Annotated in this window: 16 protein-coding genes and 1 tRNA gene; 9 read left to right on the forward strand and 8 right to left on the reverse strand. The window is 57.2% G+C overall.

The window, feature by feature from the left end; all coding sequences use genetic code 11:
- Complete coding sequence (gene ppiB / locus GNG29_RS05550) at positions 1-495, reverse strand: peptidylprolyl isomerase B (RefSeq protein ID WP_020685026.1); 495 nt, start codon at positions 493-495, stop codon at positions 1-3.
- 172 nt (positions 496-667) lie between these two features.
- On the opposite strand from ppiB, the gene cysS reads away from it, so the two are divergent.
- The gene (gene cysS, locus GNG29_RS05555) at positions 668-2,053 is read left to right on the forward strand and encodes a cysteine--tRNA ligase (protein WP_103178539.1); all 1,386 of its coding nucleotides are present in this window, start codon (positions 668-670) and stop codon (positions 2,051-2,053) included.
- Positions 2,054-2,134: 81 nt separating this feature from the next.
- On the opposite strand, the gene GNG29_RS05560 is transcribed toward cysS, so the two are convergent.
- The 5 genes from GNG29_RS05560 to folD form a co-directional block, all read right to left on the reverse strand.
- Entirely contained in the window at positions 2,135-2,656 is a 522-nt protein-coding gene (locus GNG29_RS05560) for a metal-dependent hydrolase (RefSeq protein ID WP_156654020.1), read from the reverse strand.
- 72 nt (positions 2,657-2,728) lie between these two features.
- Complete coding sequence (malI, locus tag GNG29_RS05565) at positions 2,729-3,745, reverse strand: Mal regulon transcriptional regulator MalI (RefSeq protein ID WP_103178541.1); 1,017 nt, start codon at positions 3,743-3,745, stop codon at positions 2,729-2,731.
- Positions 3,746-3,819: 74 nt separating this feature from the next.
- The gene (locus tag GNG29_RS05570) at positions 3,820-5,319 is read right to left on the reverse strand and encodes a PTS transporter subunit EIIC (RefSeq protein ID WP_103178542.1); all 1,500 of its coding nucleotides are present in this window, start codon (positions 5,317-5,319) and stop codon (positions 3,820-3,822) included.
- A 282-nt stretch (positions 5,320-5,601) separates the two neighbouring features.
- Positions 5,602-5,814, reverse strand: a complete 213-nt coding sequence (ybcJ, locus tag GNG29_RS05575; RefSeq protein ID WP_023334767.1) for a ribosome-associated protein YbcJ — start codon at positions 5,812-5,814, stop codon at positions 5,602-5,604.
- 1 nt (position 5,815) lies between these two features.
- On the reverse strand, positions 5,816-6,682 hold the full coding sequence (folD, locus tag GNG29_RS05580) for a bifunctional methylenetetrahydrofolate dehydrogenase/methenyltetrahydrofolate cyclohydrolase FolD (protein WP_103178543.1): 867 nt from the start codon (positions 6,680-6,682) through the stop codon (positions 5,816-5,818).
- Between the two features lie 220 nt (positions 6,683-6,902).
- Here folD and GNG29_RS05585 point away from each other — a divergent pair.
- From GNG29_RS05585 to pheP, 7 genes are all read left to right on the forward strand, one after another.
- A tRNA-Arg gene (locus GNG29_RS05585) sits at positions 6,903-6,979 on the forward strand.
- A 114-nt stretch (positions 6,980-7,093) separates the two neighbouring features.
- Positions 7,094-8,392 carry a Fic family protein gene (locus GNG29_RS05590; protein WP_103178544.1) on the forward strand — a complete coding sequence of 433 codons (1,299 nt, stop codon included), beginning with the start codon at positions 7,094-7,096 and terminating at the stop codon, positions 8,390-8,392.
- A gap of 67 nt (positions 8,393-8,459) precedes the next feature.
- Positions 8,460-8,804, forward strand: a complete 345-nt coding sequence (gene yajD, locus GNG29_RS05595; protein WP_156654021.1) for an HNH nuclease YajD — start codon at positions 8,460-8,462, stop codon at positions 8,802-8,804.
- Between the two features lie 120 nt (positions 8,805-8,924).
- Positions 8,925-9,719, forward strand: a complete 795-nt coding sequence (locus GNG29_RS23510) for a hypothetical protein (RefSeq protein ID WP_156654022.1) — start codon at positions 8,925-8,927, stop codon at positions 9,717-9,719.
- Positions 9,720-10,159: 440 nt separating this feature from the next.
- Positions 10,160-12,346 (forward strand): TonB-dependent siderophore receptor, encoded by a 2,187-nt coding sequence (locus GNG29_RS05605; RefSeq protein WP_156654023.1) that lies wholly within the window; start codon positions 10,160-10,162, stop codon positions 12,344-12,346.
- A gap of 119 nt (positions 12,347-12,465) precedes the next feature.
- Positions 12,466-14,439, forward strand: coding sequence for a PhoX family phosphatase (locus tag GNG29_RS05610; RefSeq protein WP_156654024.1), 1,974 nt, complete (start codon positions 12,466-12,468; stop codon positions 14,437-14,439).
- Positions 14,440-14,542: 103 nt separating this feature from the next.
- Positions 14,543-15,931, forward strand: coding sequence for a phenylalanine transporter (gene pheP / locus GNG29_RS05615; RefSeq protein ID WP_103178549.1), 1,389 nt, complete (start codon positions 14,543-14,545; stop codon positions 15,929-15,931).
- A 44-nt stretch (positions 15,932-15,975) separates the two neighbouring features.
- On the opposite strand, the gene GNG29_RS05620 is transcribed toward pheP, so the two are convergent.
- Positions 15,976-16,275: a helix-turn-helix domain-containing protein gene (locus GNG29_RS05620; RefSeq protein WP_103178550.1), complete on the reverse strand. Its 300-nt coding sequence runs from the start codon at positions 16,273-16,275 to the stop codon at positions 15,976-15,978.
- Positions 16,263-16,625, reverse strand: coding sequence for a type II toxin-antitoxin system RelE/ParE family toxin (locus GNG29_RS05625; RefSeq protein ID WP_156654025.1), 363 nt, complete (start codon positions 16,623-16,625; stop codon positions 16,263-16,265). The genes GNG29_RS05620 and GNG29_RS05625 overlap by 13 nt, the downstream gene beginning before the upstream one ends.
- A 253-nt stretch (positions 16,626-16,878) precedes the next feature.
- On the opposite strand from GNG29_RS05625, the gene GNG29_RS05630 reads away from it, so the two are divergent.
- Positions 16,879-18,117, forward strand: coding sequence for an MFS transporter (locus tag GNG29_RS05630; RefSeq protein ID WP_103181038.1), 1,239 nt, complete (start codon positions 16,879-16,881; stop codon positions 18,115-18,117).
- Positions 18,118-18,125 lie beyond the last annotated feature (8 nt).

Below are 18,125 nucleotides of genomic sequence, written 5' to 3' on the forward strand. Positions count from 1 at the left end.
TTATTCGCTGACGGTCACGCTTGTGATTACAACGTCTTCTTTTGGAACGTCCTGGTGCATGCCGCTGCGGCCAGTAGAAACGGCTTTGATCTTGTCAACCACGTCCATACCTTCAACCACTTCTGCAAACACGCAGTAGCCCCAACCCTGCAGGCTTTCGCCAGAGAAGTTCAGGAAGTCGTTGTCTGCTACGTTAATGAAGAACTGCGCGGTGGCAGAGTGTGGCGCCTGAGTACGGGCCATTGCCAGGGTACCGCGGGTGTTTTTCAGACCGTTATTAGCTTCGTTTTTGATAGCCTCTTTGGTCTCTTTCTGTTTCATGCCAGGTTCAAAACCGCCGCCCTGGATCATAAAGCCGTTAATGACACGGTGGAAAATGGTGTTGTTGTAGAAACCTTCGCGGCAGTAGTCCAGGAAGTTTTTAACTGTTTCAGGCGCTTTGTCATCAAAGGTTTTGATTACGATATCGCCATGATTAGTGTGGAAAGTAACCATTTTTGCATCCTGTTCCGTTATAGTGGTGCTTCGACCCCGCCAGGGGCCACAATAAGCGCTTGTTATAGCATAACCTCACGACGCGATCACCTTGCATTGCGTGCTGCTTCGGGTTTGAATTACCATTAGAATATGCTGTTTTCACCCACACACGTCTCACATGGAATCTTCGATGTTAAAAATCTTCAACACACTGACGCGCCAAAAAGAGGAATTCAAACCTATTCATGCCGGGGAAGTCGGCATGTACGTGTGTGGTATTACTGTTTACGATCTCTGTCATATCGGCCATGGCCGTACTTTTGTTGCCTTCGACGTGGTGTCGCGCTATCTGCGCTTCCTTGGGTACAACCTTAAGTATGTACGCAATATCACCGATATCGACGACAAAATTATCAAACGCGCGAACGAAAATGGGGAAAACTTTGTCGATTTAGTCGATCGTATGATTGGCGAAATGCACAAGGATTTCGACGCCCTGAATATTCTGCGCCCGGACATGGAGCCGCGTGCGACGCACCATATTCCTGAGATCATTGAGATCACCGAACAGCTGATTGCCAAAGGTCACGCCTACGTGGCGGACAATGGCGACGTGATGTTCGACGTGCCGACCGATCCGCATTACGGTCAGCTCTCCCGCCAGGATCTGGATCAGCTCCAGGCCGGGGCGCGTGTGGATGTGGTTGAGGTTAAACGCAACCCGATGGACTTCGTGCTGTGGAAGATGTCGAAAGAGGGTGAGCCAAGCTGGCCATCCCCGTGGGGCGCGGGCCGTCCGGGCTGGCACATTGAGTGTTCGGCCATGAACTGCAAACAGCTGGGTAACCATTTCGATATTCACGGCGGCGGTTCAGACCTGATGTTCCCGCACCATGAAAACGAAATTGCCCAGTCAACCTGCGCCCATGACGGCGAATATGTGAACTACTGGATGCACTCCGGGATGGTGATGATTGACCGGGAGAAGATGTCCAAATCGCTGGGCAACTTCTTTACCGTGCGTGACGTGCTGAAGTATTACGATGCTGAAACCATCCGTTACTTCCTGATGTCCGGCCACTATCGCAGCCAGCTTAACTACAGCGAAGAGAACCTCAAGCAGGCGCGTTCTGCTCTCGAGCGTCTCTACACCGCCCTGCGCGGGACCGACACCTCCGTGGCGGCTGCGGGCGGCGAGGCGTTTGAAGCCCGTTTTGTTGAGGCGATGAACGACGACTTCAACACCCCGGAAGCCTACTCTGTGCTGTTCGATATGGCCCGTGAAGTGAACCGTCTGAAAGGTGAAGATGTGCATGCGGCTAATGCGCTGGCCTCTCATATGCGTAAACTGTCTGGCGTACTGGGTCTGCTGGAGCAGGCGCCGGAAGCGTTCCTGCAGAGCGGTGCGCAGACGGATGACGGCGAAGTGGCGGAGATTGAAGCGTTAATCAAGGCGCGTCTGGAAGCGCGTCAGGCGAAAGACTGGGCCGCGGCCGATGCCGCGCGTAACCGTCTCACCGAGATGGGCATCATCCTGGAAGATGGTCCGCAGGGCACCACCTGGCGCCGTAAGTAAGTCCATCAGGCCCGGCGGCGCATCGCTTGCCGGGCATGGGATTATGTAGGCCGGGTAAGGCGCAGCCGCCACCCGGCTTTTTTAACGCCGCTTCCACCACAACAAACCCATCACGATAACCCCCGGCAGCCACACCCACAGCAGTTCCGAGATAATCACCTGATGCCCGTACGGCGTGGTGTAGCGAGAGAGCGCAAAAGGCGCGACCTTAATCACCTGCCACGGCGCAAAGAAACGTTCATCCGACCACGGCCACAGCCAGCCGACCCCTTTCCCGCCCGTCGTCACCGAATCCAGCAGGCTGTGCGACAGCAGCGACACGGTTAAAAACAGCCAGCAGCGCACCAGCCCCGCCCGGAACCCTCGTCGCCCGACCAGTAAGCAGAGTAATGGCACCACAAAGGCAAACAGCAGCGAGTGGGTAAACCCGCGATGACCAAAAATATTGCCGTAGGCGACGCCAAACTTAAACGCGAGTACGTCGGCATCCGGCAGCATGGCGAGAACGATCCCGGCGAACAGCAGGGGAGGGGGGATCACCCGGCTGCCCAGCCCTAAGCCGAGGCAAACCGGCACAGCAGCGTGGGTAATAATGGTTGGCATAAGGATTATCCATGGCAAATCATGGAAATATAGCAGAGCGCGGCTTAACGCAGAGCCGGGCGTAAATCTGAATTATGCCGATTCCCGGGCGACGAGTTGCCCGGAGAGAGTAATGCGCTGGGTTTGCAGCTCAGGCTCTTTTAGCTGGCGGATCATTAACCCCGCCGCCTGACGCCCCGTCTCTTCGCTGGCGGAGGAGACATAGGTAAACGACGGGGAGGTGAGGTTGACGTGCAGCATATCTTCAAACCCCACCAGCGCCACCTGCTGGGTGAGGAAGACATCTTTCCCCACGGTGCGGCCAACGTGATGGATCCCGGAGATAGAGCCGATCATCGCATCCGGGGAGTGGCAGAGCAGGGCGGTGATAGTGTTGTTCTTCTCCAGCAGCTGACGGGTGGCGAAGCTAACCGCCTGGGTATCGTCGCTGCAGGCGGGGGCGGATTCGTCGCGGAACACCAGCCCGTTTTGTGTCATCGCGCTGCGAAAACCGAGCAGCCGCTGCTCGCGGATGAGGTCGCCTTCCTGGCCGCCGATATAGGCGATATTGCGATGGCCCCGCTCAATCAGATAGCGGGTCGCCAGATGCGCCGCCTGGCGGTTATCGCGCATCACCAGATTACAGGTTTCGTTGAGCAGCGACTGGGAGACCGCCACCAGCGGCAGCGGACACTCACGGATCATGTCAGGTAAGGTAGCATGGCGCGTATCGGAAGCCAGATAGATCACCCCGGCCACGCCCTGCTGCTTAAAGGAGAGCAGGCAGCGCTCAAGATGCTCACCGTCGTTCAGCGGCTGGCCGAGAAAGACCATATATCCCTGCTTTTCCAGCTCCTGGACGATGCTTGCCATTACCTTAATGGAAAAGCTGTCGCTGAAATCACGCAGGATCAGGCCGATAAGGTTGGAGGTGTTGGCGCGAAGATTGGCGGCGGCTACGTTATGCACGTAGCCCAGGGCGGTGATGGCGGCGTGGACTTTTTCGATCGTCGCCTCTGAGATCTTTCCTTTCTGACGCAGAACCAGCGAGACGGTAGAGACCGAAACCCCTGCCTCTCTGGCGACATCAATGATGCTGACCTTCTTCACATCTTCTCCCTGAAATGCCTGATAAGACAACGCCTCCCGTAAGAGTACAGGAGACGTGTCGGACAGGCAGCTTATTATTTACCGATTAGGGTGGACATCGTCTGGGCGATAAACTGCGCCCGGGCGCCAAAGATAACCTGTATGCCGGAATCACCGACGAAGACCACGCCGCGTGCACCGAGGCCGTTCAGACCGTCTTTGTCCACCACATCGCTCTTCGCCACTTCCAGACGCAGGCGGGTGATGCAGGAGCCGACAGAGTTGATGTTCTGCGCGCCACCGAGCAGGCCGATGATTTCGTTGGCGATTTCGGTATCGGTTTTATCGTCCGCATTGGCTGTCACTTCAGTGCGGCCCGGCGTTTTCACGTCGAAACGACGGATCACGAAGCGGAAGGTGAAGTAGTAAATCAGCGCCATCGGGACACCGATGATAATGGCGTTGAGGAAGTTGGTCTGGTACCCGTTGAACGACGGCAGGATCCCGAACGACAGGTAGTCGATAAAGCCTGCGGAGAAGGACTTGGCGATATGCGCATGCAGCAGGTACATGGTCATGTAGGCCAGGCCCGCCATGATGGCGTTAAAGACGTAGAGGATCGGCGCCACAAAGATAAAGGTGAACTCCACCGGCTCGGTAATCCCGGTCAGGAAGCAGGTCAGTGCCGCAGAGAAGAGAATACCGGCGGCAATCTTTTTGTTTTTGGTGTGCGCTTCGTGGTACATCGCCAGACAGGCCGCAGGCAGCGCGAACAGCATCAGCGGGAACTCGCCCTGCATGAATTTACCGGCGTTCTGGTAGGTATCGCTGCTGAAGGATTTCACCCCTTCTTCCAGCATCTTGAACCAGATGGTCTGGTCGCCGTGGATCACCTGGCCCGCCTGGGTAGTGTAATCCCCGAACGAGTACCAGAACGACGGATACCAGATATGGTGCAGACCCAGCGGGATCAGCGCACGCTCCACCAGACCAAAGATAAAGGTCGAGGCCGCCTGGTTATCACCGTTAACGATCACCGACAGCGCGTCGATACCGGCCTGGATATGCTGCCAGACGTACGGCAGCAGCAGCCCCATCACGAATGAGAGGAACGCCGTGGCGATCGCCACAAAACGCTTTCCGGAGAAGAAGCCGAGGAACTCCGGCAGCTGCATGGTGTGGAAGCGGTTATAACACCACGCGGCGAGGATCCCGCACAGCAGGCCGCCAAAGACGCCCATCTGCAGGGTCGGGATGCCCACCACCATGGCGTATTTCCCGCCCTGGGAGGCCATCTCCGGCGTAATGCCGAGCACGGTGCCAATGGTGATGTTGGTGACAAATACCGCCACCGCTGCCGACAGCGCGGCGATACCCGATTCTGACGCCAGGCCGACGGCAGAGCCGATGGCAAACAGCATCGGCAGGTTATCAAAAATGACGCCGCCCGCGTTCATCATCAACGGCAGGTGGAATTTATCGCCGAAAGCCAGCAGCAGGCCCGCAGCGGGAAGCAGCGAGATCGGCAGCATTAATGCGCGACCAATCATCGACAATTTTGACAGCGATTTAACAAACCCTGATATCAGACTCATGCTGATTTCCCCCGAGTGCGCTCTGTGAGCGCTGTTATAGTGAGTAGAACGTTTTAGTAGAACGTTCTACTTATCGTGATGAAAGGCTGAAATCCGCGCAACTGAATTCTCACCTTTTAACAGATGAAATAGTGATTATTTGAAGTTGATCGATAATTAACCGTGATGGTCGTGGGGGAATCGTGAAGAGAATTGCCGGGTGGCGGCTGGCGCCTTACCCGGCCTACAGACAGAGCCCGTATGTAGGCCCGACAAGCGCAGCGCCGCCGGGCATCAGACGGCTCAGGCCGTTACGGTGACGCTCTGGCCTTCAAAACTCACAGTCTGTCCGGCTACGATCTTGCAGCGCTTGCGGGTTTCTACCACGCCATCAACTTTGACCAGACCGTCAGCAATAACGATCTTCGCCTGGGCGCCGCTCTCGCTCCAGCCTTCGAGCTTCAGCAGATCGCACAGCTCAACATGCGGGTGTTTACCTAATGAAAATGTCGCCATCTTACGCTTCCTCTACGTCGTGATACTCAACGCATGCTTGTAAAGTATTCTGAATCAGTGTTGCAACGGTCATCGGGCCTACGCCGCCCGGAACCGGGGTGATATAAGAGGCACGGGCGGCGGCATCGTCAAACACCACATCGCCGACCACTTTGCCGCTCTCCAGACGGTTAATCCCCACGTCCACCACAATGGCGCCTTCCTTGATCCACTCGCCCGGGATAAAGCCCGGCTTGCCGACCGCCACGATCAGCAGGTCAGCATTTTCGACGTGCTGGCGCAGATTTTTAGTAAAGCGGTGGGTGACGGTGGTGGTGCAGCCGGCCAGCAGCAGCTCCATGCTCATCGGGCGACCGACGATATTGGACGCACCAATCACCACGGCGTTCAGGCCGTAGGTGTCGATGTTATAGCGCTCCAGCAGGGTCACAATGCCGCGCGGCGTACAGGGACGCAGGCGAGGCGCGCGCTGGCACAGGCGGCCCACGTTGTACGGGTGGAAGCCGTCCACATCTTTGTCTGGCGCGATACGTTCCAGCACTTTCACATTGTCGATGCCCGCAGGCAGCGGCAGCTGAACCAGAATGCCGTCGATCGCTTTATCGGCGTTCAGGGTATCGATCAGCTCAAGCAGCTCTGCTTCCGTGGTGGTTTCCGGCAGATCATAAGAGCGGGAGAGAAAGCCAACCTCCTCGCACGCTTTACGTTTGCTGCCGACATAAATTTGTGAAGCCGGGTTGCTGCCGACCAGCACAACCGCCAGCCCGGGGGCGCGTTTTCCCGCGGCCAGACGTGCTGCCACTTTTTCCGCAACCTCAGAGCGCACCTGCTGCGCAATCGTTTTACCGTCAATAATCTTTGCTGCCATCAGAGAGAAGATTCCGTCTGTAAGGAGTGAAAGGGGGGATGAGCATATTTTGTCAGAAGCGCGCGCTGCTGTCAGTCACACTTTGCGGATTTTCCTGTTAAGCGGCGCTGAGGAGGGGCAGGGGTATGAACTGAAAGAGGATTGTACTAAAATCAATTGACTCAACCGGCGTTGACCGTATAATTCCACGCGCTTCACCACTGCGAAGTTTCTTCTCTGTGCGCCCTTAGCTCAGTTGGATAGAGCAACGGCCTTCTAAGCCGTAGGTCAAAGGTTCGAATCCTTTAGGGCGTGCCATTCAAGCACCTTTTAGTTCCCCAACGTCTCTTTTTATTGATCTCTCCGCGCACGCTTTTTCACGCAACTACGTTAAACTAGCTCAAATATGAGATATTTTGAGATAGTTTAAGTATGTCCATAAAACGTCCTCCCAGACTGATACCGTTAGAATCCCTGACGGGCGCAGATATTGTTGCCCACCAGCACTACGCGCGTACTACGGACGACAAAGGCCGCTATCTGCCCTTCGATGAATTCAGACACCGTTTATCCTATCGCGATAACGTCGCGCTTGCCTGGACATTGACCCGCCGCGCCAGGGATGCTGCGCTACAGCGGATCGCTTACCGTAACGAGGCTGGAGAGCAGGCCGGATTCATGCTGACTTCTGCCATCTCCGCCACCTGTGAACGGGTGGATAAACACGCCACCCGTCTGGCGCTGGATAACCTGATATACCGGTTACGTGGCGCGGGAGCGGCTCTGATCCAGCTTCAACTCGATGAACCGATCACCAGCTCGCAGCTGGAAGGGGCTAATACCACCACGCTGGTGGCCAGGAAGATGTTGGGTTCCGGTCGGGCACCGCGAACCGAAGGTGAGCATATGATCGCCGGAAATGCGCGGCTGATGGCAGAGATCCCCGACCTGCTGAATGAACCGCTGACACCCGATCTTATCCGCCGTTTTCATGCGACAGGTATGGAAGGGATTAATAACGCGAAATATCAGCCGGGCGAGTTCCGTACGACAAACGATATCGTGATCGCCGACTACGACGGCAATGTGATTCACCAGCCGCCCGCGGCAGATCGCCTTCCTGCCCGCCTGCAGGGAATTTGTGACTGGGTGAACAGTACCGCGGAATATGTTCATCCGCTGGTAAAGGCGTGCATTTTGCATTTTATGATTGCCCATGAGCATCCCTTCCGGGACGGGAACGGGCGCACCAGCCGGGCGCTGTTCTACTGGTTTATGCTGAAATCGGGGTACGAGGCCTTTAAATACATCTCTATCAGCAGCCTGCTTTATGCCGCTCCGGTGAAATATGCGCAAAGCTATCAGTACACGGAAACGGACGGCATGGACCTGACCTATTTTCTGGAATACCAGTCCGGCATCATCCGCCGCGCCCTGGACCAGCTATTGCGGCATGTTGACGATTTGGTCACCAGAGCGGCAAACATTGAGCGGGTCCTGTTCGAGTCGCGTGCATTATCGCGCCTCACCTCCCGCCAGGTCACGCTGCTGAATATCATGCTGGCAACGTCGACAACAGATTATACCGCCGCTGACGTGAGTGAGGCTCTCGGGATTTCCGATAACACTGCCCGTAAGGATCTACGTGCGCTGGTACGCGAGGGGCTGGCTGAAGAAACCGCGGCGAATGACCAGAAAACGGTTTACAAAATCGCGCGAAACCTCGTTTAACCTTCGGTTCCATTCTGCGATATAGTAGGGGCATTCTCGTCTCACCTTCTGACAGGTAACACCGGCAATGGCTCTGATCCCCAAAAACTACGCGCGGCTGGAAAGCGGCTACCGTGAGAAAGCCCTCAAAATCTATCCCTGGGTATGCGGACGCTGCTCGCGGGAGTTTGTCTATTCAAACCTGCGTGAACTGACGGTTCACCATATCGATCATGACCACACCAATAACCCGGAGGATGGCAGTAACTGGGAGCTGCTGTGCCTGTTCTGCCATGACCACGAGCATTCGAAGTACACCGAAGCCGACATGTACGGAACTACCGTGGTGGCGGGCGATGATGCGCAAAAGGATGTGGGGGCAGCCACCTACAACCCCTTTGCCGATCTGAAATCGATGCTCAACAAAAAATAATCATTGAGTTTTCCAGGCCGGGCAAGCGACGCGACCCCGGCAACGCCCGAACAGATAACGGGTGAGTCTTCAGAGGGAATGATGTCCGGTATTGCGCATTACTATGTCCAGCAGCAGAGCATGAACACGCAGCAAGTGGCGACGCTATCGGCTCAGACCGCCTCTTCAGGGGCGTCGCAGACCAGCGTCCCGGCCTCTTTTCAGCAGGTATCCCACGCATCGCAACCGATCGTTTCGCAGCCCGCTATCCCGACGCTCAATTCCGCTGATACCCGCCAGACCGCCGTTGCCGCGACGCCCGCCTCGTTTGGTCAGCTGGATCAGTACGCCCGTATCCAGGGCTGGAGTGAGAAGCAAATCGCGTTGATGAATCGCCTGTCAGCGTACAAAAACAGCCGCTCCGGTCCCGCCTGGCGGGCGCCAGGCGCAGGTGTTCGCGGGATTCGCAATAACAACCCCGGCAATCTGGAAGCCAGCTGGGCATTTAGCTGGCTGGGGCAGAATGGCACTGACGGGCGTTTCGCCACCTTTGCCACCCCCGAACACGGGATACGCGCGCTGGGGGTCAACCTGCTCTCCTACCAGCGACGCGGGCTGGATACCATCAGCAAAATTATCTCCCGCTGGGCGCCACCGCAGGATAATAACGATACCACCGCCTATATCCAGAATGTCAGCCAGGCGCTCGGCGTCTCGCCCACCACCCGGCTGGATGTAACCTCGCCTGAGATATTACGCGCCCTCAGTAAGGCGATTATTCGTCAGGAAAACGGCAATGTGCCGTTTTCGGATGAGGTCATCAACAGCGGCGTCTTTTCGGCGCTGGGGATGGCGGAGCTGTCTGGTGCCCAGCCTGCGGTGTTGAAAACAATGCCGGTTGACTCCCCCTTTGTGTTGCAAGCCCGCAAAGAGTAACCCGCGCTCATCTCCCTTTTTACTTTGTTGCTCCTGTTTACACTTGATCATATAAAGATAATGAGTATAGTTCTCATTCTCTTTAGTGTTTGTGGGCACGTATGGACCTTCCCGCAGCAACAGTGAGGCATCTCTCACACGGAACACTGAGCGTTAACGGGAGACGCTGCCCTGGCCTGACGGCCTGACACCAAAATCCAAATCGCAAACCGATGCGATGCAGGCGTCCTCTTCATACTTTTGCACGGTAAAGGATGTTCCTGATGAGCCAAAAATTGTCCGCCCCAACACCTGCTTTAGCCCCCACGCAGACCAGCGTCGTCAAACGCTGTCTGGCTAACGAGCCCGACAGCGTGGCCCGTATCGCTCTGAAATAGTCTTTTTATAACAACGAAGGCCCGGCGACGGGTCATTTTGCGCGCACGTTGAAAGAGTTAATCATGAACAACACCAGAAAAATGAACAAAACGCTGCTGGCTCTCGCCATCGGCGCCATCGCCCATTCCGCCGTCGCGGCGGAGAGCAAAAAAGAAGAGACCCTCGTGGTGCAGGCCGCACCCAGCGATTTTAAACCCGGCGGCGACCAGCTGGTGCCGGCCTTCCTTGACGGGCAGGTGGCAAACGGCGGGCGCATGGGGATGCTCGGGCAGCAAAATGCCATGGACGTACCGTTTAACATCATCAGCTACACCTCGAAGCTGGTGGAAGATCAGCAGGCGCGCACCATAGCCGACGTGGTGGCTAACGATGCGGGCGTCCAGTCCGTGCAGGGCTACGGCAACAGCGCGGAGAGCTACCGCATTCGCGGCCTGAAGTTCGACGGGGATGATATGACCTTCGGCGGACTCTCCGGCGTGCTGCCGCGTCAGGTGGTGGACGCGCAGATGGTAGAGCGGATAGAGATCTTTAAAGGGGCCAACTCCCTGATGAACGGTGCGGCCAGCTCCGGCGTGGGCGGGATGATCAACCTTGAGCCGAAACATGCAGGCGCCACGCCGCAGGCGAAAGTGGGCGTGGACTACACCTCCGATTCTCAGATTGGTACTACCCTGGATGCCGGACGTCGCTTCGGTGACAACGACCAGTTTGGTGCCCGCGTCAACGTGGTCCACCGGGAAGGGGAAGCCCCGGTCGCCAACGACCGCCGCCGCACCACGCTGCTCTCCACCGGCCTCGACTATGCGGGCGATAACTTCCGCAGTTCCGTGGATCTGGGTTATCAGAAAAAAACCTTCCACGGCTCGGAGACCGGGGTCAACGTCTCCGGCGTGGATTTCGTGCCGGAGCCGCCGAAAAACGATCGTAACTACTCCCAGAAGTGGGCCTACAGCAATATCGAAAACGAATTCGGCATGTGGCGCAGCGAGTATGACATCACCGATAACTGGACCGCCTATACCGGTCTGGGGGCACAGCACGCCCATGAAGAGGGGCTTTACAGCGGTGCGAAGCTGGTGGACAGGAGCGGCAAAGCCACCGCAACCCGCCTGGATACCAACCGCCTCAGCGACAGCGTGAGCGGCATGGCGGGCATTCGCGGTAACTTCGATACCGGCTTTGTGTCGCACAAGGTGAACGTCGGCTACTCGGCGATGACCAAAAATGAAAAAATCGCCTGGAAGATGTCCGCCGCGAAAGATAACCCGGTCACCAACATCTACCACAACACCGGCGTGGATGCGCCGCCGAGCACCAACTTCAACGGCTCAGGCGGCAAATACAGCGATCCGCTGACCAGCGGCCGCACCCGCACTCAGGGCTGGCTGCTGAGCGACACCCTCGGCGTGCTGGACGATAAACTGCTGTTTACCGTCGGGGCCCGTCATCAGAAGGTGGTGATCCGCGGCTATAACAAAATCACCGGGATGGAAAATGCGGCTGACAGCTTCGATGGCGACCGCTGGATGCCTACCTACGGCGTGGTCTATAAGCCGTGGGAGACGGTCTCGCTCTATGCCAACCACACCGAGGCGCTGCAGCCGGGTAAAACCGCGCCAAACACCGCCATCAACTACGGTCAGAGCACCGGTATCGTCCACTCGAAACAGAACGAAGTGGGTGTGAAGGCCGATTTCGGTCGCGTTGGCGGCTCGCTGGCGTTGTTTGAGATCAAAATGCCGTCCGCCATTCTCGACAGCCAGACCAAATACTACGGTCTGGATGCCGAACAGCGTAACCGCGGTGTGGAGCTGAACATCTTTGGCGAGCCGATGCTGGGCCTGCGTCTGAACGCCAGCGCCACCTGGCTGCAGGCGGAGCTGACCAAAACCAACAACGGCGTAAACCAGGGCAACGACGCGATTGGCGTGCCGAACTTCTACGGCGTGCTGGGGGCCGAGTATGACATCAAACCCGTCGATGGCCTGACCGCCACCGCCCGGGTGAACCACTCCGGTTCGCAGTATGCGGATCTCGCCAACAGCAAGAAGCTGGATAGCTACACCACGCTGGATCTGGGTGTGCGTTACCGCTTCGCGGTGAACAATGACCAGAACCAGATGACCGTTCGCGCCGGGATCGAAAACGTCACCGATGAGAACTACTGGGCAAGCGTGGATGACAGCGGCACCTACCTCTTCCAGGGTGAGCCGCGCACCTTTAAGGTCTCTGTCGGCTACGAATTCTGAGTTCGTTTTTTATTAGTGGGGCAGGGATGCCCCACTGTCCGACTGTTATAAAAATGTAATCAATTGTTCTTATAGTGTTCCCACTTTATCGTTTCTTAGCCAAAAGAAAGGAAGCCATCGTGGGTAAACCTCTTAAGTCCGTATTCAAAAAAGAACATCGTGACGATGTCAGCAATCCCAGCGCTAACCCGGTATTTTCCAGCGTGGCGGAGATGTTCCTCTCCCGCCGTCGCTTCTTGCAGATGGGCGCCGTAGCCGGTGCCGCCGCCTCTTTCCCGTTCCTGCTCAAGCCTGAAAGCGCCCTTGCGGCGGTTTCACAGCCTTCCGCTCTGAGCAAGGCGGTTTCGCTCGGCTTTACCAGCATTCCGGTCTCCACCGACGACACGGTGAGGGTGCCCGAGGGCTACATCGCCCGGCCTTTCTACCGCTGGGGCGACGCCACCGGCATCAAGGGCGCCATGCCGGCGTTCAAATTTGACGCCAGTAACACCACCGACGAGCAGGCGGCCCAGGCGGGCATGCACCATGACGGTATGGCGTGGTTTAGCCTGCCGCAGGGGGAGGAGAACCCCGGCCACGGCCTGCTGGCGATGAACCATGAGTATATCGACAACGGCATGCTCTTTACCGACGGCACCGCCAACTGGAGCCTGGACAAAGCGCGTAAAGGCCAGAACGCGATGGGCGTGTCGGTTATCGAAGTGAAAAAGAACGGCAATGACTGGGAAGTGGTGCGCCCTTCCAGCTTCGCCCGCCGCATCACGGTCAACACCCCGATGCAGATCACCGGCCCGGCGCGTCAGCAGGAGTTAATGAAAACCGCCGCCGATCCGCAGGGCGAGCGGGTACTCGGCACCATGCAGAACTGCGCCAACGGCCACACGCCGTGGGGAACTTATCTCACCTGCGAAGAGAACTGGTCAGATATTTTTGTTAAGAAAGGCGAGCGGAACGCGCTGGAGAAGCGCTACGGCATCAGCGACAGCGATGAGTCCTACCGCTGGAGCGAAGTGGACGACCGCTTCAACGTGGATAAAACCCCTAACGAGCCGAACCGCTTTGGCTGGGTAGTCGAGATCGACCCCTACAACCCGGACTCGACGCCGCGCAAGCACACCGCCCTGGGGCGCTTCAAACATGAAGGCGCCGCTGTCACCCTGGCCGCAGATAAGCGCGTGGTCACCTACATGGGCGACGACCAGAAGTTTGAGTACATCTACAAATTTGTCTCCGACAATAAATATAACCCGGCGGATCGCGACGCCAACATGCAACTGCTCACCACCGGCACGCTCTACGTCGCCCGCTTCAACGACGACGGCTCCGGCGAATGGCTGCCGCTGGTCTTCGGCCAGAACGGGCTGGATAAGAGCAAAGGCTTCGAAAGCCAGGGCGATCTGCTGATCAAAACCCGTCTGGCGGCCGACGCGGTGGGCGCGACCAAAATGGACAGGCCGGAGTGGATCGCAGTCGATCCCCACAGCAGCGGCAGCGTCTACTGCACCCTGACCAATAACAGCGATCGCGGTAAAGAGGGCAAAGCGCCGGTGGACGCGGCCAACCCGCGGGCCAATAACACCTTCGGTCACATCATGCACTGGCTCGAAGAGGGGAGCGATCCCGCGGCCCTGCGTTTCAAATGGGATATTCTGGTGCTGGCCGGACGCACGGAGACGACGGATGAAAAGGCGAAGGGCAGCATGAAGGGGGCCGAATTCGGCAGCCCGGACGGCCTGTCGTTTGACCATCAGGGCGTGCTCTGGATCCAGACCGACGTCTCCTCCAGCACCATTAACAAGAAAGCCTACGAGGGGATGGGCAATAACCAGATGGTGGCGACCATTCCGGGCACCAACGAGTATCGCCGCTTCCTGACGGGCCCGCGCGGCTGCGAAATTACCGGCATCGCCTTTACGCCGGATAACCGCACGCTGTTTATCAATATTCAGCATCCGGGTGAGGGCGGGGACGACATTACCGACCCGGCAAACCCGCGCGCCGTCTCCAACTGGCCGGACAACAACCCGAACGGACGTCCCCGGGCGTCAACGGTCGTCATCACCAAAGCGGACGGCGGCCTGATCGGTTCGTGATCCTCTCCCGCCGGGCAGCAACCGTTGCCCGGCGTTTAACTTGCTCCCGTCTGCCTGAAGTGTTAAAAGGTGCCCCTTCCTCAAAAAGAGACAGGGCCAGGCCGTGAGAAACGCCTCATCCGCTTCAGACAAAAGTGCTGCTGAAGCCGCGTCGGAACAGACACCGACGCTCCATCGTGGTTTACAAAATCGACATATTCAACTTATCGCTCTCGGTGGCGCTATCGGCACCGGACTGTTCCTCGGTATCGGGCCCGCGATTCAGATGGCCGGCCCCGCCGTGCTGCTGGGCTATGCCATTGCGGGCATGATCGCCTTTCTGATCATGCGCCAGCTCGGTGAGATGGTGGTTGAAGAGCCGGTCTCCGGCTCCTTTGCCCATTTCGCCTACAAATACTGGGGCCCTTTTGCGGGCTTCCTGTCGGGCTGGAACTACTGGGTGATGTTTGTGCTGGTGGGCATGGCGGAGCTGACCGCCGCGGGCATCTATATGCAGTACTGGCTCCCGGACATACCCACCTGGGTCTGGGCCGCGGCGTTCTTCATCATCATTAACGCCGTCAACCTCGTGAACGTGCGCCTGTACGGTGAGACGGAGTTCTGGTTTGCCCTGATCAAGGTGCTGGCGATTATCGGCATGATCGGCTTTGGTCTGTGGATGCTCTTCTCCGGGCACGGCGGCGAGCGGGCGACTATCGACAACCTGTGGCAGCACGGCGGCTTCCTCGCCACCGGCTGGAAAGGACTGATACTGTCCCTGGCGGTGATCATGTTCTCCTTTGGCGGACTGGAGCTTATCGGCATTACCGCCGCCGAAGCCCGCGATCCGCACAAGAGCATCCCGAAAGCGGTCAACCAGGTGGTCTACCGTATTCTGCTGTTCTATATTGGCTCGCTGGTCGTCCTGCTGGCGCTCTACCCGTGGGTGGAGGTGAAGTCGGACAGCAGCCCGTTCGTGATGATTTTCCACGATCTGAACAGCAACCTGGTGGCATCGGCACTTAACTTCGTGATTCTGGTGGCCTCGCTGTCGGTCTATAACAGCGGCGTTTACTCCAACAGCCGGATGCTGTTTGGCCTCTCCGTGCAGGGCAACGCCCCGAAATTTTTAACCCGCGTCAGCCGTCGCGGCGTGCCGGTTAACTCGCTGCTGCTCTCCGGGGGCATTACCTCCCTGGTGGTGCTGATCAACTATCTGCTGCCGCACGAAGCCTTTGGCCTGCTGATGGCGCTGGTGGTGGCAACGCTGCTGCTGAACTGGATTATGATCTGTCTTGCCCACCTGCGTTTTCGCGCGGCGATGCGCCGCAAAGGGCGCGAGACGCAGTTCAAAGCGCTGCTCTACCCGGCGGGTAACTACCTCTGTATCGCTTTCCTGGCGATGATCCTGGTGCTGATGTGCACTATGGACGGCATGCGCACCTCGGCGATCCTGCTCCCGGTGTGGATTGTCTTCCTGTTTGCGGCGTTTAAACTCTCCCGCAAAAAGTAGTGCGGTTTCTGCCCGGCGGCGCTGCGCTTGCCGGGCAGAAATAATCAAATGTGGAATGCGACCCGCTTGCCGGTAGGCAATATGACATCAATACTCACTTCGCCACCTAAAGCTGTAACGTAGCGTTTCAGGGTAGAAAGGCGTGGATCATTATCCGGCTGCTCTATTTTCGCAACAGTAGGTTGTTTAACGCCCATCGCGGCGGCAAGCTCTGTTTGCGACATATTGAGCTCTTCACGCAGTTGGTTGAGCGCAACAATAATGCGTAATTCTTCAACCTTAGCGGCTATCCGCTCCTGGCTTTCTTCACTCTGCTGGGCCATCAGTTCTTTTAACGTTGCCATTTGGCCTCCTTACTCGCCAGATATTTGCTGAACTCAGCGTCAGCTATGTTAATCATACGTTTATAGAAACGCTTATCACCCGCGACTGTCTTGTTGCCAGCGCATAAAGTAATGGCCTGACGCCCGGGATCAAAGGCAAAAAAAGCGCGAATCGGATCGCCTGCATGCTGAATGCGTAGCTCTTTCATATTGGTGTATTGCGATGCCTTAACGGTATCAACCCATGGTCGCCCCAGTTGAGGGCCATACTCAGAAAGAATATGCAACGCTGCCAGGACATCTTCTTTCAGGTCTTGTTTCTGATGGTGAAACCATTCGTCAAACATATCCGTTGTTTCGACTTCCCACATAGTGATTTCCTTATAGCCTTCTGGCTATAAAATAGTATAGCCAAAAGGCTATACCTGCAACTGCCCAGCCTCCATAAAAACCGTAGGCCGGGTAAGGCGAAGCCGCCACCCGGCACCCCCGCACGCCCCACTTCACCTTTATCGTGACCCCTCTCGCACTTCTTAACCGATCTCCAGGATCTTTGTTTTGTAATCGATTACTTTTCACTTGATTCGATTTGTAATCGATTACTTTTTACGGGTGGGGCTTATCATGGTGTCGACAACTGAAAGTAGTGGAAAGGTGACAGGGGAGTACCGGCTGCTGGTACCGCGCCTCTCCCTGATGATGTTCCTGCAATTTTTTATCTGGGGTAGTTGGTCGGTAACGCTCGGTCTGGTGATGACCCAGCACAACATGTCATTGCTGATTGGCGACGCTTTCTCCGCCGGGCCGATCGCCTCTATTTTATCGCCGTTTGTGCTCGGAATGCTGGTGGACCGCTTCTTCGCCTCGCAGAAGGTGATGGCGGTGATGCACCTGGCCGGGGCGGCTATCCTGTGGTTCGTGCCGGGGGCGCTGATCGCGGAGAACGGCGCGCTGCTGATCGGCTTGCTGTTTGGCTACACGCTTTGCTATATGCCGACCCTGGCGCTGACCAATAATATCGCTTTCCACAGCCTGGCGAACGTCGACAAAACCTTCCCGGTGGTCCGCGTATTTGGCACCATCGGCTGGATTGTCGCGGGGATCTTTATCGGCGTTACCGGCGTGGCCGCAAGCATCACCATCTTCCACGTGGCGGCGGCCAGCTCCGTCCTGCTGGCGCTCTACAGCCTGACGCTGCCGCACACGCCTGCCCCGGCCAAAGGGATGCCGGTGAAGGTGCGCGATCTCTTCTGCGCCGACGCCTTCGCCCTGCTGAAAACCCGTCACTTCTTTATCTTCTGCCTGTGCGCGATGCTGATCTCCGTCCCGCTCGGCACCTACTACGCTTATACCGCCTCTTACCTGGCGGATGCCGGGATCGCGGATGTCAGTACCGCCATGTCCTTCGGCCAGATGTCCGAAATCTTCTTTATGCTGGTGATCCCGCTGCTGTTCCGCCGTCTGGGCGTTAAATACATGCTGCTGATCGGCATGCTGGCGTGGTTTGTCCGCTACGCGATGTTTGCTCTGGGGGTAAGTGAAGAGGGGCGCATCCTGCTCTATCTCGGCATCCTGCTGCATGGCGTCTGCTATGACTTCTTCTTTGTGGTGGGCTTTATCTATACCGACCGCGTGGCGGGCGAAAAGGTCAAAGGCCAGGCGCAGAGCATGATCGTGATGTTCACTTATGGTATCGGGATGCTGCTGGGCTCGCAGATTTCCGGCGCGCTCTACAACCGCCTGGTGGCGGGGCAGGCCGTGCCACAGGCGTGGGTAACATTCTGGTGGATCCCGGCGGTGGCTGCTGCTGTGATTGCACTCGTTTTCCTTGTCTCGTTCAAATATGACGATGACAAGGCGTAATTTCTGGA

This window comes from Leclercia sp. Colony189, assembly GCF_009740165.1.
GTDB lineage: Bacteria > Pseudomonadota > Gammaproteobacteria > Enterobacterales > Enterobacteriaceae > Enterobacter.